This window comes from Frankia sp. AgB1.9 (assembly GCF_016786355.1).
Lineage (GTDB): Bacteria > Actinomycetota > Actinomycetes > Frankiales > Frankiaceae > Pseudofrankia.
Map to the genome: position 1 here is coordinate 1 of NZ_JADWYX010000139.1, position 23,159 is coordinate 23,159.

The window sequence follows — 23,159 nt, forward strand, 5'->3', positions numbered from 1 at the left end:
CACCCACAGACGGGGTTTTATGGCACTGACTTCTATGGCACGCTGTTGAGTTCTCAAGGAGCGGACGCATGAACCGGCTTGACACTCTGTTGGAGTGTTTCACCGGCGCGTTCCGGTTTGTACCGGACTCACGCTACCACTTTGCCGGCCGAGGCCGGCGAGGTGTTTTCGACTTTACCGGAACCGGTTACCCGGGCCGCTGTGTCGATCGCACCTTACGGAGCTTCGCGAGAGCTTGTCAAATCCCGCCGCTGGCTGGATTTGGTGCCGCTTTCGCCGTGTCCGAGAACCTACCAGATGGCCTTTCGCGCTGGTCTTGCGACCTGCGGCGAGCCATTTCCAGATGTGTCCTCGAAACGAGATCCCGTGTCGGTTCTCTCCGACTTGCGCCGGTGAACCGCCACCTGGTGGACCTGAAGAACCGTACCCCATCCCCTTTTTGCCGGTCTCATCGGGGCCCGATGTCACGGTGCGCCTGCGATGTCGCCAGCCCGGTTGGCCGGGACTGATCCCGGCCGGTGAGGCGAGACGTAACGTTACACCCAGGCAAACCCGGTATGACGGGCGGCTGCTGTGACGGTCCGCACCCGGCCCTTCCGGCCTGGCCGGGCCCCCGCTCCGGGGCACCGGGCCGGCTGGTCCGGGGCACGACGCCGAAGCAGCACGCCGACACGCCGCGAGGCTCGGAACGGCGCGACCGGTCTCCCCTGGCCCGCTCCCGCCAGTGGCAGGACGACTGGCACACCGCGGACCAGCCACTCGGACGGCTCCGGCGTTTCCCGGGTACCCAGGACGGATCGACGTGAACCGGTCGCCTAGAGTCGAGCCTCCCGGGCTCGTGACCACCGCCGACGAGCGGACCGGCCGGCTCACGCCGTGACGGCGACCCGTCCGGCGCCGTCGACGGCCGCCGCCCGGCGCTACGAACGGTCAACGCTGACCGGATGGCGACGAGCGAACGGACCAGGATTCCCGATGAGCGACGGCGTGACCTCCTACGTACGCACCAACCGGGCGCGCTGGAACGAGATCTCCGACGACTACCAGCGTTTCAACGCACCGCGGATACGAGGCCAGGCATTCACCGGCGACGTGGCGTGGGGCCTCTGGGGACTGCCCGAGTCGGAGCTCGACATCTTCGGCGAGGTTGCCGGTCTCGACGTTCTGGAGATGGGCTGCGGCGGGAGCCAGTGGTCGACGGCACTCGCCCGCCGCGGCGCGAACGCCGTGGGTCTGGACCTGTCCGAGCGCCAGCTGACCCACAGCCGTGAGCTGCAGCAGGAGACCGGGCTGACCTTCCCGCTCGTGCAGGCGAGCGCCGAGGAGGTCCCGTTCGCCGACCGTTCCTTTCACATCGTCTTCGCCGACCACGGCGCTTTCTCCTTCGCCGATCCGACCAGGGCGATTCCCGAGGCGGCGCGCATTCTTCGGCCGGGTGGGCTGCTGGCGTTCAGCCACATCAGCCCGCTCTACGAGATCACCGTCGCGCAGGGCGGTGACCACGCGAGCCGCGGGCTGGTGCGTGACTACTTCAACCTGCGCCTTTTCACCGACGCCGACGGTCTCGTCAGCGCGAACCTCCCCTACGGCGAGTGGATCCGGCTGTTCCGGTCCTGTGGCCTGCTCGTCGAGGACCTGCTGGAGACGCGGCCGAAGGCGGACCCGAGCCTGACCGGACGTCAACGCGCCGACAACGAGTGGGCCCGCCGCTGGCCGTCGGAGTGCATCTGGCGGCTGCGCCGCTCCGCCTTCTGACCATCGGGGACCCAACCGCCCGCCGTCGGCCTCTTCGGGGCGGTTCAGGCTGCCGCCGGCTCAGGCGAAGACGATCGTCGTGTTGCTGTGCACGATGACCCGGTCCTCCAGGTGCCAGCCGACGGCCCGGGCGAGCACCGCGCGCTCCACATGACGGCCGATCCGGCGTAGGTCCGCGACCTGATGGCGATGGTCCACCCGCTCGATGTCCTGCTCGATGATCGGCCCTGCGTCCAGGTCGGCGGTGACGTAGTGCGCCGTCGCCCCGATGAGCTTCACTCCGCGCCTGGCCGCGGCGCCGTACGGGTCGGCGCCCACGAAGGCCGGCAGGAAGCTGTGGTGGATGTTGATGACCCGGTCGGGGTACGCGGCGAGGAACCGGGGCGTGAGGATCTGCATGTACCGGGCAAGCACCACCAGGTCCACCTCGCCGTCGAGCAACGCCAAAGCCCGAGACTCGGCCTCATCACGGGTGGTCGACGTCACCGGCACGTGATGGAACGGGATGCCCCAGTCCGTCGCGACTGGTCGCAGGTCGTCGTGGTTGGAGACGACCATCCGGACGTCCATCGCCAGCTCGCCCGCCTGGGTGCGCCAGAGCAGTTCCTGCAGCGCGTGGTCGGCCTTCGACACGAAGATCGCGACCCGGTGTCGGGCGGCCGGAGTGGTCACCCTCCACCGCATCCCGCCACCCATCGGGGGTTCGGCGGCGATGGTGGCGAGCCCGTCCTCGATCGCGGCCAGGCCGGTCCTGAGGTCCTCGCGGTGGAACTCGATCCGCAGGAAGAAGGTGCCGCCGAGCGGGTCGGTCGAGTACTGCTGCAGCTCCGTGATGTTCGCGCCGTGCCGGAAGAGCAGGCCCGAGATGGCCGCGACGATCCCGGGCCGGTCCGGGCAGGTGACGAGCACCCGTCCGACGTCCCGGTAGCGCTCGGCATGCGCCGCCACCGCGGCCGCCGGCACCAGCAGTCGAGCCGGCCCGCGCGGGCCATCACCGTCGGTCACCGGACGATGATGTCCCGGACCGGCCCGGCGAGGCGAGCGCACCACCGGCCGGCGCGTCGAGCGCCCCGGCCCACGCGGTCCAAGATTGGGACGGCCGGCGGGTCAGCGCCCGGGACGCGGCGCGACGAGCAGGGACTGCGCGCCGATCGCGACCGGTCCGGACCGGTCGGAGAGCACCGAGGTCGCCAGTCCGGCGCCACCAGGCGTGATCGTGGTCGTGGCGTCGAGGCAGATCCACTCGCCGGCCGGCTCGCGGTGGATGTGCACCGTCAGCTCCGGGTTGATGAAGTACGTCGACGCGAAGTCCGTCTCGCTGGAGATCCCGTTGCCGTTGTCGGCGAGCGCGAGCAGGCGCTGTACCGGGCTGAGGTCCTCGCCGGCGACGAGCGGCACGCGCAGCCGGCCCCACAGCGCGGCCGGGCCTGGGACGGTCATCCGGCCCCGGCCGGCGGACCGCCACTCGATCGCGCTCGGGAAGCCGGGGATCACTCCGGACGGCGGGATCCGCGCCGGACCCTCCGGGAACGGCGGCGGTGCCGGGTGGCGCGGCGGTACGGCTGCGCCGGTGGCGCGCCGGACCCGCCAGGCGGTGCCGCGGGCGACATCCCGGCCGCCGGCCGTCAGCACCGCCTCGACCAGCTCCACGCTGCGCCCCGGTCTGGTGACCTCGCTGCGCAAGGTCAGCTCGCCCACGGGGACCGGCCCGAGCAGCTCGGTGGTGAAGCGGGCGATCACCATCTCCGGCCGCGGCGCGGTGTGCTCGACGGCGCGCACCAGCAGCGCGCTCGGCGGGCCGCCGTGCTGGGCGCTCGGGTCCCAGGGGCCGGCGGTATGAGCGGTCGCGAGCCACCGACCCCCGCCGAGCTCGACGTAGAGGCCTTCGGCCTCGCCGGCCGGCCCGTCGGGCCTGTCGGCCTGCCCGTCCGGACTGTCGACGGCCTGTTCCACCGTCCGCGCACTGCTTTCGCCCACAGACCGACCGTACACAGGCCGTTCGGCCCATGGGTCGTGAGGCGAACAGGCCGAGGTCGTGGGATCGCTGGTAGCGGTTTCGGAACCGGCTACGCGGGTTAGCTGGTTCTTGAGGGGACACCGACGCCCCCGGACCAGGAGGAATGGCCATGAGCACTGGCGGCGAGGCGCGGCGGATTGTCGTCGGGATCGACGGGTCGGCGCAGGCGTTGGAGGCGCTGCGCTGGGCGGCCCGGGAGGCGGAGCTGCGCGGCGCCGACCTGTTGGTGGTGCTGGCGTGGCAGGTGCCGGTCGGCAGCCCGTACGTGCCGACCGTGCCGCTGGACGCGCAGACCCTGGAGGACAGCGCCAAGCAGACGCTCGAGCACGCACTCAGCGAGGTGTTCGGCGCGAAGCTGCCGGACGGGGTGAGCGCCGAGATCCGTCAGGGGCCGGCGTCGGCCGTACTGATCGAGGCCGGTAAGGAGGCCGACCTGCTGATCGTCGGCTCGCGCGGGCACGGCGGTCTCGTCGGGGCGCTGCTGGGTTCGGTGAGCACGGCGATCGTGCACCACGCTCACTGCCCGGTGCTCGTCGTCCGCGAGCCGCACCGCGAGGGCTGATCGGTCCTGGGCCGACATTCCCCAGCGGGCGTGTCGGCCCGGCACACCCCTGGTCACCTGCGCCGTCGCGCGCCGCGGCAGCTGTGCGACGGCGCTACCGTCCCGCTACGCCCGCCACGGTCCGGACAATCACTGTCCCATCGCGTGGTTGGCCGATTACGGTTGCACCGTCCAGAACCGGAGATCGGCCGCGGGGTGATGGCGCATGACGTCGAACGAAAAGGCCGGGCAGGGCCCGAGCAAGCCGGCCGGGCCGGCGGTCGGCATCGACTTCGGGACGACCAACTCGGCCGTCGGCATCTTCCAGGACGGCCGGGTCCGGCTGGTGCCGAACGCCGAGGGCACGCTGGCCACCCCCAGCGTGGTCGCCTTCACGGCGGACGGGCCGCCGCTGATCGGCGCAGCCGCGGTGCGCCAGGCGGTCACCAACCCGGAGCACACGATCCGGTCCGTGAAGCTCAGGCTGGGCACCGACTGGTCCCACGAGCACGACGGCACCCGCTACTCGGCCGAGGAGATCGCGGCCCTGCTCCTGAAGCGGCTACACGCGGACGTGCAGGAATACACCGGAAGCGCGATCGGCAGCGCCGTCCTGACGGTTCCGGCCTACTTCAGCCACGTGCAGCGCCGCGCCTTGGAAGAGGCCGCGCGGATGGCCGGCATCGAGGTGGCCCTGATCGTCAGCGAGCCGACGGCCACCGCCATCGCCCACGGCCTGCACCGGGCACAGGAAGAACGCAGCCTGGTCTTCGACCTCGGCGGCGGCACCTTCGACGTCTCCCTGGTGGAGATCGGCGCCGGCGTGTGCGAGGTGAAGGCCACAGCGGGCGACAACCACCTGGGTGGCGACAACTGGGACCTGGCCCTCGTCGACCATCTCGTCCAGCGGATCCGGGACGACCACGGCGTGGACGTGAGCGGCGACCCGAAGGCGCTGGCCCGGCTGCGGGAGGCGGCCGAGACGGCCAGGATCGACCTGTCCGCCGCGACGACGGCGCACGTCTTCCTGCCCTACCTGGCCGGAGCCGGCGGCGACGCCGTGCACCTGGACCTGACGCTCGGCCGGGACGAGCTCGAGACGATCACCCAGTCGATCCTCGAGCGCTGCCGTGATCCCTTCGAACGGGTCTTACGCGACGGCGCGATGCGGACCATCGAGATCGACCACGTGATCCTGGTGGGCGGCGCGGCCCGGATGCCCGCGGTCGGCGCCTTCGTCCAGAAGCTCGCCGGGCAGCCGCCGCACCGAACCATCTCCGAGGGCGTGGTGACCGGTGCGGCCCTGCAGGCCGCCGGCCTCGTCGGGCAGGTCAAGAACCTGCGGCTGCACGACGTCATCCCGGCCTCGGTCGGTGTCGAGCAGGTGGGCGGGCTCTACCTGCCGATCATCGTGCGCAACACCACCATCCCCACCCGTCGCCGCCAGATCCTGACGACGACCGTCGACAACCAGCGCACCGTGACCGTGCTGGTCGTGGAGTCCGAGGAGGACCGGGCCGGCCGCGACGACGCCCTCGCGCTCGCCCGGCTCGACGTGACCGGCCTGGCGCCGGCACCCGCGTTCGCGCACCGGATCGACGTCCTGTTCGACGTCGACGCCGGTGGCACCCTGCGGGTGACCGCGACCGACCTGGGCACCGGCCGGACCGAGACCAGGGTCATCGACCGGGCCAGCGCGCGCGAGGCCGGCCGGTCGCGTCGACCGGCCGCGATCGACGGCGGCCGCGACCTGGACGACCTCCCGATCGTCACCAGCAACGTCTCCTACCCGCTGGGCATCGAGATCTCCGGCGGCCGGTTCCACGAGATCATCACGGCGAACCAGTCCGTCCCGGTCCGGGAGTCGGTCCTCGTGACGAATGCCTCGACCGGCCAGCGGGCGATCACCGTGCACGTCGTGGAGAACGGCGGCCGGTTCGTGCCCGGCGGCACCTTCCGGCGAGTCCGGCGCTTCGAGCTGACCGGCCTCGCGGCGACGGACCCCCGGACGGCCCGCGTCGAGGTCGTCCTGGCCGTCGACCGGCGCCGCCAGCTCACCATCCACGCCCGCGACCTCGCCTCCGGCAGCGACCACACCGAACGCGTCGACCTCGCGCAGACCTTCCAGGAGCCGGTCAGCCTCACCGGCTCGGCCTCCGGCCTCCCACTGGTCTTCTAGCGCCGGGCCCGACAGGGTCGGCCCGCTGGCTTGATCGCTGTTTTGGCCCTCCCGTGGTCACAAAACCGCGGCGATTTCAGCCACCCGAAGGCCAAGACAGCGATCTTGCCGGCCGCGGGGCGGGGCGGGGCCAGACCGGTCAGGTGCGGGGCTAGACGACCGGCAGCGGGGGCAACGGGAGCGGGAGTGCCGGCAGGCCGTCGATGCTCTCGCCGTTGAAGTCCTTCCGCGCGCAGTAGGCGGCGAACTCGTCGTCGCTCTTGCGGCCGAAGTACTCGGTGTGGGTCGAGCGGTCGCCGGCGTACTCCAGGTTCGGCACCTTGTACCCGCAGCTGTCGCTGACCTGCTCCGCGGCCACCACCACGACGGCCCGCACGCTCGGCTGGCCGGGATTCGGGAACCGGGCCAGCAGTTCGGGGAACCGCGGGTCGTCCCGGAACACCGGTTCGCCGTGCCCGTGCACCCGCACGATCTTCGGCGGCCCGGAGAACGCGCACCACATCAGGGTGATCCGCCCGTTCTCCCGCAGGTGCGCGATCGTCTCCGCGTGGCTGCCACCGAGATCGAGGTAGGCCACCGTGTGCTCGTCGAACACTGCGAACGTGTCGGCCCCGCCCTTGGGCGACAGGTTCACCCGCCCGTCCCCGCTCAACGGCGCGGTCGCCACGAAGAACACCGGCTGCGTCTCGACGAACTCCCGCAGCCGCCCGTCGATCCCGTCATAGACCTTGCCCATGCCCCGAGTGTCCGCCAACCGGAGCGGCCGGTCACTCAGGTTTGCGCCACAGGGGTCTCGTCACCGGGCATCCCTGACGTCGGCATCACCTGGGCGTCCCACAACTCCCGGGCTGCCGGCGGAAGCAGGTCCACGAGCCTGTCGACATTCTTCCCGGTGACCCTGCGAAGGTCATGGACGTCGTCCACGAAATCGCGCACGTCGACCGACGACGGCTGATCCTGGAACGTTGCCGCGGCTCGTTCCACTGCCTCGTCCACGCGGCCGAGCGCTTGCAGGTAGACCGCGATGTTGAATGAGGCCCGCGCTTCTCCCGGTTGCTCCGCAAGCTCCGCCATGTCAGCCTCGAGCGCCCGTAGGAAGCTGCCAGCCGCGCCTTCTGAATCGCCCATGTCATACTGGACGAGCCCCATCATGTATGACGCAAAGCCATCGGTGGGGTCTAGCTCAAACGACCTGGCCAGGTCGGTGAGCGCCTCGCCGTGTCGCCCGAGAGCCCAATAGGTCTGACCACGCTTGTACACGGCATAGTCGTCTTCGCCTTCGAGCTCGATCGCACGGTCAAAATCAGCGAGTGCCTCCAGGTAGCTGCCAGCAACACGATACGTCTCGCCACGCTGCGCCGAGATAGAGCCACTGTCCGGCTCCAGCACCAGCGCACGGTCAAAATCGGCGACAGCCTCGCCAAAGCGCTCGAGATTCCTGTACACCCGGCCCCGGCGTCCAATTGCCCAGGCATATTCAGGATCAATATCGATCGCACGGTCAAAATCGGCGAGAGCGTCCGCGTAGCTACCGGCAAGACGATGCGCCTCACCACGCTGCGCCAACTGCCAATCACTGTCCGGCTCCAGCTCCAGCGCCCGGTTGAAATCGGCGAGAGCTTCGTCCAGTTTTCCGATCTCTCGGTAGGAAAGTCCCCTCTCGTTAATGATCCACAGTATCTCAGCGTCGACCGCGAGCGCTCGGTCATAGTCGGCTATGGCTTTTTCATGACTGCCCATCTCCTGGTGCACCTGCCCGCGGCTTCCGATTATCCAAGCCGCATCAGGAGTGCGTTCAAGGGCACGGTTGAAGTCGGTCAGCGCGTCACCGTAATTGCCATTGAGACGATTCGCCTCGCCACGAAGGGCTATCGCCGAAGGATAGTCTTCATCGATTTCCGGAACGCGGTCGAAGTCGAGGACCGCACCCTCGTAGTCTTCGGCGGACAGCAGCGCAAGACCTCTTTTGTACACGGCCCAGATGTATCGCGAGTTGAGATCGACGGCGCGGCTGAGATCAGCCACGGCCTCGTCGAGACGCCCGGCCTGGCGGTGCGCCTCTCCTCGGATGGCCCAGGCCCGCACGAGGTCCGGTTTAAGCTCGGCCGCAGCCGTGGCGTCTTCCACCGCACGGTCCAGGTCATTTTTCACCACCTGGCACCACCCTCGGTCGGACAGGAGCCGAGCACGCCGTTTCGCGTCGCAGGCGACGTCCGCGATCAGTCCGTCGAGAAAAACGATCTCATTGAAGTCGTCGGCTCTCAGCAACGCGAGAAGTGTGCCGCCGCGGTCGAGCGGAACGGGAAGAGCCGCGTCGACGCCAGCCGCCGTCATGGCCTCGACACAGCGCCGCGCCGCCTCAGGAGTCGTCCAGTGGTACGCGTCCATGACGCAGTGCATCGCGTTCGCCAGTGCGCCCGGCTCATTGGCGCAGAGGCGATGGTATGCCTCCTCGCTCCGGTTGGCGCGCCAGGAGTCCTCGCGCCATCCTTCGCCTCCGGACAAGCCCGTCAGTTCAACTCGGCGCCCGTACAGGTCGGCGAGGCGCAGATGCGCGGCGCGCCACGCGTTCGGGGAGTTCCGGCGGACCTGACGCAGCATCGGACCGCGGACCACGTCGTGATACTGGAAGCCCTCGGTATGGGATGACACGAACGGCAGGGTGCGTAGCCAGCCGAAGGTCGCGCCGGCACTGTCGCCGTCGGTTCCGAGAGCCGCCGCTAGGATGTCCGCGTCCAGTCTGCGTGGCAGGGCGGCAAGGAGCGCCGCCTGCCTTCGCGCGTCGTCCTCCTCCCAGCGCAGGAAGCGTTCGACCGCGTCTCCGCTCGGGTCACCAACCTCCTCGGGGCTCGCTGGGCGGCTCTCGGCGAGCATTGCCAACAGCACTGGCAGCCGGCCGGACAAGGTCAGCATCACGTCGGTGACCCGCGGGTCGGTGACACCGCGGGCGGCGAGTAGCTCGCTTGCCTCGTCGTCAGTGAAGACGCGCAGCGGAATGTCCGCCCGCAGGCCGTAGAACTCGGCCCAGCGGTTCACGTCCAGTGGGTGCTGGCCGGCGACCGTGAGCACGAGACGCTCCGGCAGGTCCCCGTACCGTCCACCGAGCATGTCGAGCAACCAGCGATCGAGGAAGGTGCTGGTGCGCTCGTAGGTGTCGACGAAGAGCGCTACCGGCGCGTGTTCGGCCGCCACTCCCAGGTCCGCGAGAAAGGCGGGCATGAGGGCCTCGACCGGCGACATCACAAGCCGCTGGTCGTCGTTGTTGCGGAACTTGGCGGCGATGAAGCGCCGGAACCGGTCGACCTGGTCGGCCGCCGCGTCGGCGTCGATGGCCTCCGTCACCGCGCCCGCGAACGGCACGTCGCCGGCAGCGTGCAGGCCGACCCGCACCGCCGTCCTCGTCAGCAGCGTCGCCAGCCCGTCGGGCGCGTTGGGGTCGGAGGCCAGCTCGCCGCGGCGCTGCTGGTAGGACGCGTGCCGGTCCGCGTAGTCCTTGCAGCGGGCGCCCGCGCTGGTGAGTTGCGCGACGATAGAAGCCATCGTCTCCGGGACGTCGGCGACGGCGTGGTCGACGTAGGCGGTCAGCCAGCCCTTCTCCCGGGCGACGCGGGCGAGCTGACGGACCAGGAAGGTCTTGCCGATCCCCGCGTCGCCGTAGACGCTGAACAGGAAGCGCTGGCGCGGGTCGTCCAGTGGTAGCCCGAGGTTCTCCTCGAACTGGCGCAGCTGTTCCTGGCGGCCGACGAACACGTGCGCCTGCCGGGCCCGGATTCGGTCCTGCAGGCTGCGCGGCCGGTCGTTGCGGTCGGTCACCGGAAGCCCCCGTGCGCCTCGCGATCTGTGAGCCGAAATCATCGCATCAAGTGCGCCCGTATCAACCAGTAACGCGCGTCTTCCCGGGGCGGCGCCCGACCGGGCCGGCGACGCGGGCGACGCGGTGTCGGCTACGCGATGTTCGTCGGGGATCGTTTGGGGGGAAAGAGATCCTGGCGGACCGAAGTTCCGTGGTGTGCGCGTGACCCGAGCGCTGACTGTCGGGCAGAGCAGAAAGGGATTCGAGCGTGGATCACAGCTTGGGCACCGTGGCACTGGTGATCCTCATCGGGCTCGGCCTTGTCGTGCTCGCGATGGTCGTCAGTGGCGCGTTCGTGCTGGTGAAGTACCGGGTGCCGCTACGCGGGGTCGTCGCCGCCGTGGGCGCCCTCGCCTATCTGGTCTCCCCCGTCGACGCCATCCCTGAGATCATCTTCGGGCCGTTCGGCTACATCGACGACGGCGGGATTCTGGTCGCCGCCGCCTTCTACATCTCCCGGCTGGTCGCGGCCCGCCGCGCCGCCGTCTCGGGGCACCCGGAGATCGAGGCACCCCCCAGCCGCCGCCGGCGCCGCGGCTAGGCCGGTCTCCTGGATCGGCCGAGGGCTCAGCGGCCGGATCTGCCGTCGCGGGTGGCGAGGCCGGCGAGGTAGGCGTTGTACTGGTCGAACTCGTCGTCGTCGCCGCTGTCCATCCGGGCGTCCTTCGCGCGGGCGCGCCGTTCGTCGGTGCGGGCCCACTGGAAGACCAGCACGGCGATGACGGCGACGCCGGGCAGCTCGCCGAAGCTCCACGCCATGCCGCCGCCGAGGTGCTGGTCGGTCAGCGACGAGGCGCCCCAGCTCCGGGTCAGCAGCGAGTAGTACGAGTCACCGATCACGCTGCCGGACATCATCAGGATGATCCCGAAGAACGTGTGCACCGCCGACGCCGTGAACAGCAGGATGATCCGGGCCGGGTGGCTCGGCCGCTTCGGGCCTGGGTCGACGCCGATCAGGACCCAGAAGAACAGGTACCCGACGACCAGGAAGTGGACCATCATCGCCAGATGCGCGAGGTGGTTGCGCAGCACCCAGCCGAACAGCGGCGTCAGGTACAGCACGTAGAGCGACACCGAGTACAGCGTCCAAGCGACCAGCGGGTTGCCGATGAACGCCAGCCAGCGGCTGTTCACCATGCGCAGCAGCCAGGCCCGGGCGCTGCGGGTCGTCCCGGTCACGCCGGTCGGCAGCGCGCGCAGCGCCAGCGTCACGGGCGCGCCCAGGTTCAGCAGGATCGGAGCGAGCATCATCAGCAGCAGGTGCTGGACCATGTGGACGCTGAACAGCACCCGGCCGTAGCGACCCAGGCCACTGCTCGTCGCGAACGCGATGACGGCCATCCCGCACACCCAGCTCACCGTCCGGCCGATCGGCCAGGGCGCGCCAGCGCGGCGCTGCCGGACCGCGCCGACGAGGTAGAACCAGGTCCCGAGCAGGACGATCGTGCCGAAGAGAAGGTCGGGCCTGGCCTCCGTGAAGATCCGGGCGATGCTGATCGCCGGTGGCATCGGGTAGCCGAGGATCGCGACGACCGGGTTGTCCGAGGTGGCGCCGTCGGCGGCGGCCGGCGTCGCCGTGCGGGACAGGCCAGCGCCGAGCGCGATCGCGACCCCCATCAGCGTGACCTCGGCGGCGCCGAGACGCAGGAAGGGCCGGCGCGCGGCGACCAGGTTGGCCCGATCCACCAGGGCGACTATGTCCCCCGGAGCGGCTGCGTTCCCGGAGGCGGTTCGGCTCGCCGGTGCGGCCGTTCCGGCCGCCAGCCGGCGGATCGTGAACTGGCGGTGGGCGGCCCCGCAGCCCGCGAGCAGCACCAGCGCGACCGTCTTCGCGATCACCAGGTTGCCGTACCGGCTGTCGAACAGGGCGTCGAACGCGACAACCCGCACGTAGGCGTTGACGAGGCCGCTGATCGTGACGACGACCAGGCACAGCCCCGCGATCCCGCTGTACCGGCGGACGGCGGTCAGCAGCTCGGGCCCGGCGAGGGACCGACCGCCGAGCAGCAGCGCGGCGAGCCCGCCGACCCAGGCGGACACCGACAGGACGTGCAGGCCGCCGCTGACCGTCGCGAGGTCGTGGCCGCCGGAGCCGTGCGCGTGCCCGGTCATCGCGACCGGCAGCAGCGCGAACAGCGCGACCGCGGTCAGCCAGGCGCAGGTGTCGAGCTTGCGTGCCACCCCGGCACCGACGGCGATCGCGAACGCGATCGCGGCGACGATGAGCAGCGCCCGCGGCTGCGGCACCGCGTCGATCACGTTGCCGACGTCGTGTGCCGTGAGGGCCGCCGGCAGCGGCTTGCCGATCAGGTCCGAGACGGTGAAGGCGAACTGGGCCAGCGACGCGACGCACCACACCCAGGCGGTGACGGACGCCCAGCGCAGCATCCGCCGTCCCGCCGCGCCCGGCTTGCCGCCGGCGGCGGGGAACAGGAACGCGGCGGCCAGCAGTGCGCCGACGGTGCCGACCCCGGCCGCGTCGCACAGCAGCCGGCTGACCGGCAGCCCCCACCCGGTGACCATCCCCGGATCGGCCCCGGCCAGGTCCGCCGGCAGCCGCTTCGGCGCCGCGCCACCGAACTCCAGGACGATGACCAGGGTCGCCAGCATCGCGACCCCGCCCGCGACCACTCCGGCGATGACCGGCCACCGTCCACGGGAACTGGCGCCAGGCAGCCCTGATGCGGTGGCCTCATGCCGCGTGGCCTGGTCCGGCACGTCTGGCGTGTCGGTGGTCGGCACGGACCCTGCCGTGGGTGAGACGACCGTCGCCGCGGCGGGCCGAGCACCGTCGGCCGCCGGCGTGGACACGACGGTCGACGCGTGGTCAGGCTCCATCGGTGCCCCCCTGCCCGCGGCGGGCCCGAAGGGCGATCACCGCACCGCTGACGACGACGAGCGCGCCGACACCGGCGGCGATGCCCACCACCAGGCCGGCGGACGACCCGCCCTTGCCCTCCGACGTCGCCCCGGTCCCGGGCAACGTGGTCCCGGGCAACGCGGTCCCGCCACTGGCCGAGGCGCCGGCCGCGGACGGGGTGGCCGCCGCGGCCGTAGGCGACGAAACGGACCCTACGTCACCCGTCGCGGTGAACGTGACCTGCCCTGACACCGGGTGGCCGTCCGCGGAGACGATCCGGTAGGACAGGCGGTAGACCCCGGCGGGACGGTGCTCCGCGAGCCGCAGGGTGACGATCGCCCCGTCCAGGACGGCGTCCCCGACGCCCACGCTGCTCCCGCCGGGCCCCTCGACGGCCACGGCGCCCAACCCGAGGAGATGCTGCGCGAACGTCAGCCGGATCTGGTCGGGCGCGGTCGGGACGGTCGAGCCGTCCGCCGGAGTGCTCGACAGCAGCCGGGTGTGCGCGGACGCGGGCGCCGCGACGGCGACCAGCGCGACCAGCGCCAGGCCCAGGCCAGCGAGCCCAGCCCCGACGCGCCGGCCCACCGGGCCACGCCCCGCCCTGTCGCTGCCGTCTTTCGGTGCACGCATCGCGCGTCTCCCACCCGCCGCGAGGCACCCCGGCGCGCGGCGGTCGGGCCGCGGTGCCGGCGGTCACGCCCGGGCTCAGCTTCTACGTCACATTGCTTCTACGTCACGTCGAAGATACTCGGGCGGCCAGCCGCCCCCGACCACCCCGCGCGGACCCGGGCCTGGCTGGTAGCCGGGTCCCGCCCTGGTCCGGTCAGCTCGGGCCGGTGGCGACCGGGCGGGTCGGGTCGGCCGACCACTCGGACCAGGAGCCGGGGTAGAGGGCGGCGTCGATGCCCGCCACCGCGAGGGCCGCGATCTCGTGGGCGGCGGTGACCCCGGAGCCGCAGTAGACGCCGACGACGCCGGTGCCTTCCCCCACGCCGAGGGCGGCGAATCGGGCGCGCAGCACCCGCGGTGGCAGGAACCGGCCAGCCTCGTCGAGGTTGGCCCCGGTCGGCGCGCCGCGGGCGCCGGGGATGTGGCCGGCCTTCGGGTCGACTGGCTCGACCTCGCCGCGGTAGCGCTCGCCGGCGCGGGCATCGAGCAGGGTTCCCTCGACGGCGAGCTGGGCGGCCCCGTCGGCGTCGATCGTCGGCAGCGCGCCGCCGCGCAGGGTCACGTCGCCCACGGGCGGGACGACGTCGCCACGTTCCAGCGGGAACCCGGCCGAGCGCCAGGCGGCCAACGCGCCGTCGAGCAGCCGGACCTGGGTGACGCCGGCCCAGCGCAGCAGCCACCAGGCCCGGGCGGCCGACTGGCCGCCGTTGTCGTCATAGACGACGACACGCCGCCCGGCGGTCAGCCCCCACCGGCGGGCGGCGGCGGTCAGGGTGGCGAGGTCCGGCAACGGATGACGGCCACCGGGAACGGCCGCCGGGGCGGCGAGCTCGGTCTCCAGGTCGACGTAGGCGGCGCCGGGGAGGTGGCCGTCGAGGTAGTGGTCGCGGCCGTGCGCGTCGCCGAGCGCCCAGCGGACGTCGAGCAGCAACGGCGGCTCGGCGGCGGCGAGCTCGTCGCGCAGGGCCGCCGCGCCGACGAGCACCGCACCCGCGCGCGCCGGACCACCGCCGCCGGCTGCCCCATCGCGGTCCACCCACTCGCCACCGGCCCCGTCCACCCTCGTCACGACCGAGCTGGTCACATCGGGACCGGCGGCGGCCGAGGCGGAGGGAGCGGGTACGGACGGGACGGGACGGCCGGCGGCGGTGAGGAGGGCGGCCAGCTCGGCCGGGCCCAGGCCGGCAGGGAGGCCGCCCCGGCGGGCCGCGCCGGCGATCCAGCTGGCGATCGCCGTGTTCACCGGGGCGGCCAGGCCGTGCAGGCGGGCGAGCAGCACGATCTCGCCGTTGAGGTAGTCGGACTCGACCGAGCCGCCGCGGGCCAGGCTCTGCCAGGTCGAGCTGCCCAGCCGGTCGTGGCCCGGGACGTCCTCGATCTTCCAGGCGGTCAGGTCGAGGCCCGGAGCGGCGGTCGGCTCGGCGGCCTCCACACCGGCCGCGGCGAGCACGGCCCGGGCCTCCTCGACGGCGGCGCTGGCCACCGCGTCCCGCAGCGGGCCGGGCGACGCGGCGGCGTCGAGGTTGTAAGCGAGGTTGCCGAGCAGCTTGCCGGCCTTGTACCGGGCGATGTCGTCGACCACGGTAGTCGCGAACGACGCACGGGCCAGGTCGGCGGCGATCTGGGCCGCGGCGAGGTCGACCGGGTCCGGCCCGGCCGGCTCGGCCGTGGGGAGGGTGGTGGCGGGGACGGTCGCCGCGCCCCCGGCGGCCCCGCCGCCGCCGCGCCCGCCGCCCCCCCGCGCGCCGCGCGCCCCCCCCACCCCCCCCCGCAGGTGCGACGCCGGGAGGATGACCGCGCAGTCGACCACGGCCGCGAACCGCCGCAGGGCCGACCGGGCGCTGTCGATCCCGTTCTGCAACAGCACGATCGGCAGCGCCTCCGCAGCGACCGCCGGCGTGCCCGGTGCCGCGCCGGGTCCGGGCCGGGCGCCGGCGACGGGTCGCCACGCCCAGTCGGCGACGACAGCCTCGGTGTCCTGGGCCTTCGTCGCGAGGACCAGCACGTCCCCGGCGCGCAGGTCGAGCTCCTCGGGGCCGGCCACGGCCTCCAGCGGCACCTGGTGCGGCCCGTCCGGCCGCAGGTAGCGCAGGCCGCCGGCCCGCAGCGCGGCCAGGTTCGCGCCCCGGGCGACCACCACGACCGGCAGCCCGACCTCGACGAGCTGGGCCGCCACCGTCGCGCCCACCGCGCCGGCGCCGATGATCACATACCTGGAGCCCACCGCTGGTCCCCTCCCGTCATCGCCGGCCAATTCCGCAGGGAACACCCGTGACCGGCCGGTCATTCGCCCGACCGGCCAGTTTGGGCGCGGCTTGGGCCAAGCCTCACAATGCCGCAACGTTCGGGCAGCGAAGCCCCGAACGGCGGTCTACGGCAGGGGCAGACCGGTCCAGGCGGCGTGCCGCGCACCGCCCGGCTGCTCGACGGCCGACGCGGTGGCGCCGAGCAGCAGGGCCGTGCGCCGGTCCGGGTCATAGCGCGGCCAGGCGGGCAGCGCGCGGGTCGACGGGTCGCCGGAGCGGGCGAACGACGCCAGGGCGTCCTGCCAGTGGGCGGCGGCGCGGCGGGCCGGGTCCTGGCTCGTCTCGTCCGCCCGGCCCCAGGTCAACGGCAGGTCGGCGCCGTGCATGGCCGCCCGGCCGGGGGCGACCGGGTCGAAGCGCAGGGTCCAGACCCGTCCGCCGCCGGCGTGCGCGGCGTCGGCGAGCCGGCTGGCGGGCAGCGCGAACATCGCGTCGGTGAGCAGCGCGGACCGCCCGGCGGCCGGGTCGCCGGCGGCCAGGTCGTCGGCGGCCAGGTCGTCGGCGGCCAGGTCGTCGGCGGTCAGCGTGTAGAGGTCAAGCAGCGCCTGCCAGCGGGCCTCGCCGAGCGTGGCGAGCGCCCGCCGGGCGAGGCCCACCGGCAGTACGTCGGGCGCGAGCGTCAGGAACAGCTCGGCCTCGTCGTGGCACCACGTCACCAGCAGTGGCACGTCCCGCGCCGACCCGGCAGCGACGGCCCCCGCCGGCCCGACCGGCAGGACGGCGCCGTCCAGGGATGGCGCGAACGGGTCGAGCCCGACCGCCGCGCCGGGCAGCACCGACTCGGCGAGCAGCTCCTGCGCCGCGCGGACCAGCTCGACGGTGGAGGCCCGCGCCGGCGGAAGGTCGAGCAGGTCCAGGTAGCGGCGGCGGACCCGCTCACTGCCGGCCTGGTCGCGCAGGTGATGGGCGGTGCCGCTCTGCAGGACGGCGCGGTGGAACAGGCCGCGGGCGTCCGGCGCGCCCAGCAGCGCCCCGATGTACATCGCCCCGGCGGACTCGCCGAACACGGTCACCAGACCGGGATCACCCCCGAACGCCCCGGCGGCGGCACGCACCCAGCGCAGCGCCGCGAGCTGGTCGAGCAGGGCGAGGTTCCCGGCGCCGGGCCGCCCGGCGAGATCGAGGTGGCCCCAGGGGCCGAGCCGGTAGTTGACCGTGACGACGACGACGTCGCCGCGGGCGGCCAGCCTGGCGCCGTCGAAGGAGCTGCCGGCGCCGCTGACAAAGCCGCCGCCGTGGATCCAGACCAGCACCGGCCGGGGCGGCCCACCAGGCCCGGGTGACCAGACGTTCAGGTACAGGCAGTCCTCGCTGCCGCGCGGCTCCCGGCCACGGCGCGCTGGCGAGCGCAGCCCAGGCAGCCGCAGCTGTGGGCTGGTCGCGCCAAAGGCCGAGCAGTCCCGTTCCCCGGCCCAGGGCTCCGGCGGCTCCGGGGCCTGGAACCGCCGCTCCCCGATCGGCGCCGCGGCATAGGGCAGGCCACGCCACACCCGCACCCCGCCGAGATCAACTCCCCGCGCGACGCCCCACGGCAGCCGGACCGCCGTCAGGTCGCTCGCCGCCCGCGGACCGTCGGCACGGCCACGGGCGGCGTCCGGCCCCACGCTCCCGCCCGCCGTTGGGCCCTGGCCGGTCGCGGGCTTCGCAAAAGGTGGCAGATCGGACACCGGCGAAGCCTCCCTGGCACAATCGGCGACCCCGATGGGCGCCACTCGCCAGTAAAGCCCCGCGTCGCGGCGGCGAACGACCAGGCGCAGCCGGCGCCTCGGCCCGTGTCTCGCCCGCGGCATGAAAGGACGTCAGTGGACCTCGCCTGGGAGACGATCACCGTGATCGCCGTGATCGCCGTCGCGAGCTACGCGCTCGTCGTGCGCGACCTCCGCTGGAGACGCACGCTGCGGGCGGCCGCCGGACCGCCGGCAGGGCAGAGCGGGTCGGCGGCCAGTGCGTCGCCGGCATCGCCCGGCCCCGCAGCGGCCGCGGACGAGACCGGGCGGCGCGCCCGGTTGTTCACCGCGACGACGGCGCTGCTCGGCGTCGTGGCCGGCCTCCTCGGCCACAAGGCGTACCTGGAGCGGCTGATCGAGGGCGAGACCATCAATGCGTACCTCTGCTACATCGCGCTGTCGGTGGCCGCCGTCCTGGGCGCGCTGGTCGCCCTCGCCGTGCGGCGGAGAGTCATGGGCGCCGTGCTCGTGTACCTGGCCTGCGTGCTGGTCGGCGGCGCGACCCTGGCGTTCGCGGTCGAACCCGCCGCGCGCAGCAGCCGGCCGGCCGTCTGGGTTCCGGGATGCGTGAACTCGTTCGGGCTGGGCCTGCTGGTCCCGGCGGTGCTGCTGGCGACCCGGCGGCGCTGGCTGGTCTGGATCGGCGCGCTGCTCGTCCTCGGCGGCTGCGCTCCGGTCGCGCTGGTCAACCTGGCCGAACAGCGCGCGCCGGACAGTCCCTTCGGCGCCTGCGTGGGGCCGGCGACCGTCCGGGAGGACGCGGCGGGAGTCCGCGTGACGAGCTGCGAACGGCCGGACGGCTCGACCTCCGTCGATCCCGTCCCCGGGGCCAACCTGCCGGTGACGATGGTGCCCGGCGAGCGGCTGGAGATCTCGCTCTTCGGTGGTCTCACCCTGCTCGCCGGGCTGAGCGGCGGAGCAGACGCCGCGGGCGCCTGGGCGCCGGCCAGGCCACCGCGCGTCCCGTGGGCGCCGCCGCCCGGCCCGCCCTCCGGTCCGCCGCCGCGCCCAGGCCAGCCGGCCACCTCCGACGGCGCGAGCCCGGACGTTCTCGAGACGGGCAGTCGGGCGGCCCGGCGCCGCGCCGGCAACTTCCGGGCGGGGGCGGGCCGATGAAGGGCCTCCCGCCCCCAGGCCAGCCGGCCGTCACGCCCGGGGCGCTCGACCCGGCCGTGGCCCGGACAGCCGCGGCGGCACCGCGGGACCGCGGGCGCCGGCCGGCCCCCGGACCCGCGCCGTGGCCGACCGCGACGCGGGCCTCGCTGTTCACCGTCCTGCTGGTGACGCTGGGGCTGGCATGCGGGCTGCTGTGCTGGCTGGGATTCGAGCAATGGCTGATCGTTCACCAACGCGCCGCCACCCTGCAGGTCCCGCCGCTGGCCCTGCTCTTCGCCGGTACCGTCGCCGGACTCACGCTTGGCCGACGTCTGGCGCGCCCGACGACGCTGATCGCCGTCGGCGGGCTGTTGACCGCGGCCTCGGCGGTCACCCTCGCTCTGCAGTTCCTCGACGCGCCGAGCCTCACCGCGCACGTGGCCCCGGCCTGCGTGGCCTGCTTCGGCGCCGGTGTGCTGCTGGCAGCCGCGGCTGAGGCGGCAGGCCGGAACCGCGCGGTCACCGTCGCCCTGCTGCTGATGTGCGCCCCTGCCGTCGCCGTGGGCTGGCTCCTGGGAGACCCGGCGGGGCAGCCGGCGCGAGGGCCGTCGGTAGCCGCCGATCCGACCGGCCGGCCGTACTACACCTGGGAGCGCGCGGGCCTCGTCCCGATCGTCGAGGACTTGTCGCCCGACGCCGTGCTGCGTCACCGGCTCGGCGACGCCGCTGGGCCGGGCCGGCTGCTCCTCTGCGGGATCGTCACCGGCGTGGCCGCAGTCGGTGGAACGGTCGACGCCGTCGCCACCACCCGTTCGCGGCGGCGCGCAACGGAATGAGCGTCACAGCCGGGACACAGGATTGAAGCGGAGGGAGGTTCCGGTTGTCGGTAATATGCGGAGCACGATTCCGCTTCGGCGGGAGCGTCCTCCCCCCTCTCGTCGCGATCGGAGCACCATGTCCGCCGAACCCGGCAGCGGTCCGACCGGCCCCGGCACGGCCTTGGGCAGCCAGCACCACGTGCGCGCGCCGGGGCGCGGGAACCCGACGCTGATCTTTCTCACGCTGGCGCTCGGCGCGGGTGCGTACACCGTGCTGCAGTCGATGGTGCTGCCGGCGCTGCCGACCATCCAGCGCGACGTGCACACCTCGCAGGTGACGGTCACCTGGCTGCTGACGGCGTTCCTGCTGTCCGCGTCGATCGCGACGCCGATCCTCGGCCGGCTCGGCGACCTGTTCGGCAAGCGGCTGATGCTGCTGATCGTCTTCACCGCGCTCAGCGTCGGCTCGCTGCTCGCCGGGGTCTCGAACTCCATCGGCCTGCTGATCATCGCCCGGATCATCCAGGGCCTCGCCGGCGCGATCTTCCCGTTGTCGTACGGCATCATCCGGGACGAGTTCCCGCCCGCGCGGGTTCCGGCGGCGATCGGCCTGATGTCGGCGATGCTCGGCATCGGCAGCGGCCTGGGCATCGTGCTCTCCGGGCCGATCATCAATGCCTTCTCCTGGCACTGGCTGTTCTGGTTCCCGCTGATGGTCTCGGTGCTGGCACTGGTCGCGACGGTCTTCTTCGTGCCGGAGTCGCCGGTGCGGGCGACCGGGACGGTGAACATCGGCGCGGCCATCGCGCTGGCGGCCTGGCTGGTCGCACTGCTGCTCGGGCTGTCCCAGGGAACCAGCTGGGGCTGGACCGCGCCGGGCACGCTGGGCCTGTTCGCCGCCGCGGTGGCGACCTTCGCGCTGTGGGCCTGGGTGGAGAACCGCTCGGCGGTGCCGCTGATCGACCTGAAGATGATGCGAATCCCGGCCGTGTGGTGGACCAACGTCGCCGCCCTGCTGCTCGGCGTCGGCATGTACGCGACGTTCATCCTGGTGCCGCCGCTGATGCAGACGCCGCGCCGCATCGGGTACGGCCTGGGCGCCTCGGTCACGCAGTCGGGCCTCTACATGCTGCCGAGCACCGCCGCGATGCTCGTCACCAGCCTGTACATCGGGCGGCTCACCAGCCGGTTCGGCGCCAAGCCGCCGCTGGTCGCCGGCTGTGCGCTGACGGCGGCGTCGTTCGGGCTGCTCGTCGTCGCGCACGACCAGCCGTGGAACTTCATCGTCATGACCGCGATTCAGGGCATCGGCATCGGCCTCGCGTTCTCCTCGATGGCCAACCTGATCATCGAGGCGGTGCCGATCGAGGCGACCGGCGCGGCGACCGGGATGAACTCCAACATCCGCACCATCGGCGGCTCCATCGGCAGCGGTGTCGTCGCCAGCCTGCTGGCCTCCGGGGCGCTGCCGAGTGGGTACCCGAAGGAGTCGAGCTACAGCACCAGCATGATCGTGCTGGTCATCGCCACCGTGGTCGCGGCGGTGGCGGCGGCCCTGGTGCCGGTCGTGCGCTCGCGGCCCGGCGGTTCGGGTCCGACCCGCGAGGGCATCGTCGCCGAGCCCGCCGCGCCCGGGCAGCTGGCCTCCGGGCAGGTCACCGCGCCGGCAGCCGGCTGAGCGGCCGATCACCTACGCTCATCTCATGACCACCACCGCGGAGCGGCTGCGCTGCGACGCGGCGCGCAACCGGGAGCGGGTGCTGGCCGCCGCGCTGGAGCTGTACCGGGAGCACGGTCCCGCGTTCACGGTCGAGGAGGTCGCGACCCGGGCCGGCGTCGGGATCGGCACGATCTACCGCCGGTTCCCGACGAAGAGCGCGCTGCTCGACGAGCTGGCCCGGCCGTACTTCGAGCGGCTGCTCACGACCGCCCGGGCCGCCCAGGCCCATCCGGAGCCGGCCGAGCGGCTGGAGACCTTCGTCCGCGCGATGGCCGAGCAGCACGCGGTCGACGGCATCCGGTCCGGCCGGCTGTGGGACACGACCGTCGCCCGGCCGCTGCGCGACGAGTACATCCGCGCGGTCGAGGGCATCCTCGCCGACGCGCGGGCCGGCGGCCGGGTCCGCGCCGACGTCAACCCGCACGACGTCGGCGTCATCATCTGGACCGTCAGCGCCCTGATCGACGCGACCGACCGGGCGGTAGCCGAGATCTGGCGCCGCTACCTCGACCTGGTCCTCGACGGCCTGCGCCCGGGCGGCGACCAGCCGCTGGCCACCCGGCCGATCACGTCGGCCGACTGGGAGAGCCTCGTCGCCTCCGGCCCGGTCCTGCGCCTCGGCAGCTAGGCCCGCTGAGCCTGCCGACCCGGGCGCCCGGTGTCCCGAACGCTAGGCGGTCTCGACGATCTTCTTTCCGAGCGGCAGCAGCGACACCGGGATCAGCTTGAAGTTGGCCAGGCCCAGCGGGATCCCGATGATCGTGAGGCACAGCGCGACGCCGGTGACCAGGTGGCCGATGGCGAGCCACCAGCCCGCGAGAACGAGCCACAGCACGTTGCCGATCAGGGACGGCGCGCCGGCAGACGGGTCGTCGACCACGGTCCGGCCGAACGGCCACAGGGCGTAGTTCGCAATCCGCAGCGAGGCGAACCCGAACGGGATCGTCACGATCAGCACAAAACACACCAGTGCGGCCAGGGTGTACCCGATCGCCATCCACAGCCCGCACAGCACCAGCCAGATGAGGTTCAGCAGCAGCCGCATCGTCTTCCCCCTCGCACCCGTCCACTTTCCAGTAGACCGCCGGTCCACGCCGAGCCGCCAGTCGACCGGCGGAAAACGCACACCACCGGCCAAGCGCAGTATCCGACCACGGAGCAGGGCATCTCGTCCCGTGTCCGGCAGGTGTCAGCCGGTCCGCCCGCGGACCTGGCGGGCGTGGGCGATACGTCGAGGGCACGGCGGGTAGAGCATGACCATGAGCCTCTCGTCCGGCTGGCGGCGCCGGCCGCGGTGGACCGCCACCCGGCTCACGACCGAGCCGCCGACGCCGCACCCACAGCGTCGCCCCGACCCGGAGGTCCCGCTGAGCCCGACCCTGCCGCCGGACCCCGTCCCACCAGACCCGCCGCACCAGGACCCGGCGGGCCGCAGGACGGGACGCGGCACCCGCTCGGCGCGGACCCGGTCCCGGCAGACCAGGACGGCCCGGTGACAGCCGGGGCCGGGCCCCGCCCCCCCCGCGGGGGGGGGGGGGCCGGCCCGGTCGAACTCCCGAGGCCGTCCTCCGCGCGATCTGTCCATGCCAACAGACTATAGCGGGCGCTACAGAACC

At 72.9% G+C, this 23,159-nt stretch carries 18 protein-coding genes; 9 read left to right on the plus strand and 9 right to left on the minus strand.

All coding sequences use genetic code 11. The features are described 5' to 3' along the window. Positions 1 to 975: 975 nt before the first annotated feature. Positions 976 to 1,755 carry a class I SAM-dependent methyltransferase gene (locus tag I6A60_RS35475; protein WP_203021642.1) on the plus strand — a complete coding sequence of 260 codons (780 nt, stop codon included), beginning with the start codon at positions 976 to 978 and terminating at the stop codon, positions 1,753 to 1,755. 60 nt (positions 1,756 to 1,815) lie between these two features. On the opposite strand, the gene purU is transcribed toward I6A60_RS35475, so the two are convergent. Together purU and I6A60_RS35485 are read right to left on the minus strand one after the other, a co-directional pair. After that, positions 1,816 to 2,703: a formyltetrahydrofolate deformylase gene (purU, locus tag I6A60_RS35480; protein ID WP_203021644.1), complete on the minus strand. Its 888-nt coding sequence runs from the start codon at positions 2,701 to 2,703 to the stop codon at positions 1,816 to 1,818. 159 nt (positions 2,704 to 2,862) lie between these two features. After that, positions 2,863 to 3,732, minus strand: a complete 870-nt coding sequence (locus I6A60_RS35485) for a thioesterase family protein (RefSeq protein WP_307874030.1) — start codon at positions 3,730 to 3,732, stop codon at positions 2,863 to 2,865. Positions 3,733 to 3,881: 149 nt separating this feature from the next. On the opposite strand from I6A60_RS35485, the gene I6A60_RS35490 reads away from it, so the two are divergent. Both I6A60_RS35490 and I6A60_RS35495 read left to right on the plus strand, forming a co-directional pair. Beyond that, positions 3,882 to 4,334 carry a universal stress protein gene (locus I6A60_RS35490; RefSeq protein WP_203021641.1) on the plus strand — a complete coding sequence of 151 codons (453 nt, stop codon included), beginning with the start codon at positions 3,882 to 3,884 and terminating at the stop codon, positions 4,332 to 4,334. A 205-nt stretch (positions 4,335 to 4,539) separates the two neighbouring features. Further along, the gene (locus tag I6A60_RS35495; RefSeq protein ID WP_203021640.1) at positions 4,540 to 6,492 is read left to right on the plus strand and encodes an Hsp70 family protein; all 1,953 of its coding nucleotides are present in this window, start codon (positions 4,540 to 4,542) and stop codon (positions 6,490 to 6,492) included. Positions 6,493 to 6,643: 151 nt separating this feature from the next. Here the strand turns inward: I6A60_RS35495 and I6A60_RS35500 are convergent, their stop codons facing one another. Together I6A60_RS35500 and I6A60_RS35505 are read right to left on the minus strand one after the other, a co-directional pair. Further along, positions 6,644 to 7,228 carry a pyridoxamine 5'-phosphate oxidase family protein gene (locus tag I6A60_RS35500; protein ID WP_203021639.1) on the minus strand — a complete coding sequence of 195 codons (585 nt, stop codon included), beginning with the start codon at positions 7,226 to 7,228 and terminating at the stop codon, positions 6,644 to 6,646. A gap of 35 nt (positions 7,229 to 7,263) precedes the next feature. Continuing rightward, entirely contained in the window at positions 7,264 to 10,305 is a 3,042-nt protein-coding gene (locus tag I6A60_RS35505) for a tetratricopeptide repeat protein (protein WP_203021638.1), read from the minus strand. 248 nt (positions 10,306 to 10,553) lie between these two features. Between I6A60_RS35505 and I6A60_RS35510 the strand changes: the two genes are divergently transcribed. Then, a complete protein-coding gene (locus I6A60_RS35510) occupies positions 10,554 to 10,886 on the plus strand; it encodes a YkvA family protein (RefSeq protein WP_203021637.1) in 333 nt (110 codons plus the stop codon). A gap of 26 nt (positions 10,887 to 10,912) precedes the next feature. On the opposite strand, the gene I6A60_RS35515 is transcribed toward I6A60_RS35510, so the two are convergent. The 4 genes from I6A60_RS35515 to I6A60_RS35530 all read right to left on the minus strand — a co-directional run bounded on the left by I6A60_RS35515 (position 10,913) and on the right by I6A60_RS35530 (position 17,850). Beyond that, positions 10,913 to 13,183, minus strand: a complete 2,271-nt coding sequence (locus I6A60_RS35515) for a cytochrome c oxidase assembly protein (RefSeq protein WP_203021636.1) — start codon at positions 13,181 to 13,183, stop codon at positions 10,913 to 10,915. Continuing rightward, positions 13,173 to 13,838 carry a copper resistance CopC family protein gene (locus I6A60_RS35520; protein ID WP_203021635.1) on the minus strand — a complete coding sequence of 222 codons (666 nt, stop codon included), beginning with the start codon at positions 13,836 to 13,838 and terminating at the stop codon, positions 13,173 to 13,175. The genes I6A60_RS35515 and I6A60_RS35520 overlap by 11 nt, the downstream gene beginning before the upstream one ends. A 193-nt stretch (positions 13,839 to 14,031) precedes the next feature. Further along, positions 14,032 to 16,101 carry a rhodanese-like domain-containing protein gene (locus I6A60_RS35525; RefSeq protein ID WP_203055804.1) on the minus strand — a complete coding sequence of 690 codons (2,070 nt, stop codon included), beginning with the start codon at positions 16,099 to 16,101 and terminating at the stop codon, positions 14,032 to 14,034. A gap of 147 nt (positions 16,102 to 16,248) precedes the next feature. Continuing rightward, positions 16,249 to 17,850 (minus strand): carboxylesterase/lipase family protein, encoded by a 1,602-nt coding sequence (locus tag I6A60_RS35530; RefSeq protein ID WP_203055805.1) that lies wholly within the window; start codon positions 17,848 to 17,850, stop codon positions 16,249 to 16,251. 135 nt (positions 17,851 to 17,985) lie between these two features. Here I6A60_RS35530 and I6A60_RS35535 point away from each other — a divergent pair, with 135 nt between their 5' ends. The 4 genes from I6A60_RS35535 to I6A60_RS35550 all read left to right on the plus strand — a co-directional run bounded on the left by I6A60_RS35535 (position 17,986) and on the right by I6A60_RS35550 (position 22,171). Beyond that, the gene (locus I6A60_RS35535) at positions 17,986 to 19,026 is read left to right on the plus strand and encodes a hypothetical protein (protein ID WP_203019235.1); all 1,041 of its coding nucleotides are present in this window, start codon (positions 17,986 to 17,988) and stop codon (positions 19,024 to 19,026) included. Further along, entirely contained in the window at positions 19,023 to 19,841 is an 819-nt protein-coding gene (locus I6A60_RS35540) for a hypothetical protein (RefSeq protein WP_203019237.1), read from the plus strand. Before I6A60_RS35535 ends, I6A60_RS35540 begins: the two co-directional genes overlap by 4 nt. Before the next feature lie 118 nt (positions 19,842 to 19,959). Beyond that, a complete protein-coding gene (locus I6A60_RS35545) occupies positions 19,960 to 21,501 on the plus strand; it encodes an MFS transporter (protein ID WP_203019239.1) in 1,542 nt (513 codons plus the stop codon). A gap of 25 nt (positions 21,502 to 21,526) precedes the next feature. Beyond that, positions 21,527 to 22,171 carry a TetR/AcrR family transcriptional regulator gene (locus I6A60_RS35550; protein ID WP_203019241.1) on the plus strand — a complete coding sequence of 215 codons (645 nt, stop codon included), beginning with the start codon at positions 21,527 to 21,529 and terminating at the stop codon, positions 22,169 to 22,171. Positions 22,172 to 22,213: 42 nt separating this feature from the next. Here I6A60_RS35550 and I6A60_RS35555 read toward each other — a convergent pair whose 3' ends face one another. Further along, on the minus strand, positions 22,214 to 22,588 hold the full coding sequence (locus I6A60_RS35555) for a YccF domain-containing protein (protein WP_203019243.1): 375 nt from the start codon (positions 22,586 to 22,588) through the stop codon (positions 22,214 to 22,216). 214 nt (positions 22,589 to 22,802) lie between these two features. On the opposite strand from I6A60_RS35555, the gene I6A60_RS35560 reads away from it, so the two are divergent. Then, positions 22,803 to 23,039, plus strand: a complete 237-nt coding sequence (locus I6A60_RS35560) for a hypothetical protein (RefSeq protein ID WP_203042558.1) — start codon at positions 22,803 to 22,805, stop codon at positions 23,037 to 23,039. Positions 23,040 to 23,159: the final 120 nt, after the last annotated feature.

What these genes read in the sequence shown, in the direction of transcription:
- I6A60_RS35540 (WP_203019237.1), top strand. Translation starts at nt 19,023, where the DNA reads ATGAAGGGCCTCCCGCCCCCAGGCCAGCCGGCCGTCACGCCCGGGGCG.
- I6A60_RS35490 (WP_203021641.1), top strand. Translation starts at nt 3,882, where the DNA reads ATGAGCACTGGCGGCGAGGCGCGGCGGATTGTCGTCGGGATCGACGGG.
- I6A60_RS35545 (WP_203019239.1), top strand. Translation starts at nt 19,960, where the DNA reads ATGTCCGCCGAACCCGGCAGCGGTCCGACCGGCCCCGGCACGGCCTTG.
- I6A60_RS35495 (WP_203021640.1), top strand. Translation starts at nt 4,540, where the DNA reads ATGACGTCGAACGAAAAGGCCGGGCAGGGCCCGAGCAAGCCGGCCGGG.
- I6A60_RS35515 (WP_203021636.1), bottom strand. Translation starts at nt 13,183, where the DNA reads ATGGAGCCTGACCACGCGTCGACCGTCGTGTCCACGCCGGCGGCCGAC.
- I6A60_RS35555 (WP_203019243.1), bottom strand. Translation starts at nt 22,588, where the DNA reads ATGCGGCTGCTGCTGAACCTCATCTGGCTGGTGCTGTGCGGGCTGTGG.
- I6A60_RS35520 (WP_203021635.1), bottom strand. Translation starts at nt 13,838, where the DNA reads ATGCGTGCACCGAAAGACGGCAGCGACAGGGCGGGGCGTGGCCCGGTG.
- I6A60_RS35550 (WP_203019241.1), top strand. Translation starts at nt 21,527, where the DNA reads ATGACCACCACCGCGGAGCGGCTGCGCTGCGACGCGGCGCGCAACCGG.
- I6A60_RS35500 (WP_203021639.1), bottom strand. Translation starts at nt 7,228, where the DNA reads ATGGGCAAGGTCTATGACGGGATCGACGGGCGGCTGCGGGAGTTCGTC.
- I6A60_RS35475 (WP_203021642.1), top strand. Translation starts at nt 976, where the DNA reads ATGAGCGACGGCGTGACCTCCTACGTACGCACCAACCGGGCGCGCTGG.
- I6A60_RS35560 (WP_203042558.1), top strand. Translation starts at nt 22,803, where the DNA reads ATGAGCCTCTCGTCCGGCTGGCGGCGCCGGCCGCGGTGGACCGCCACC.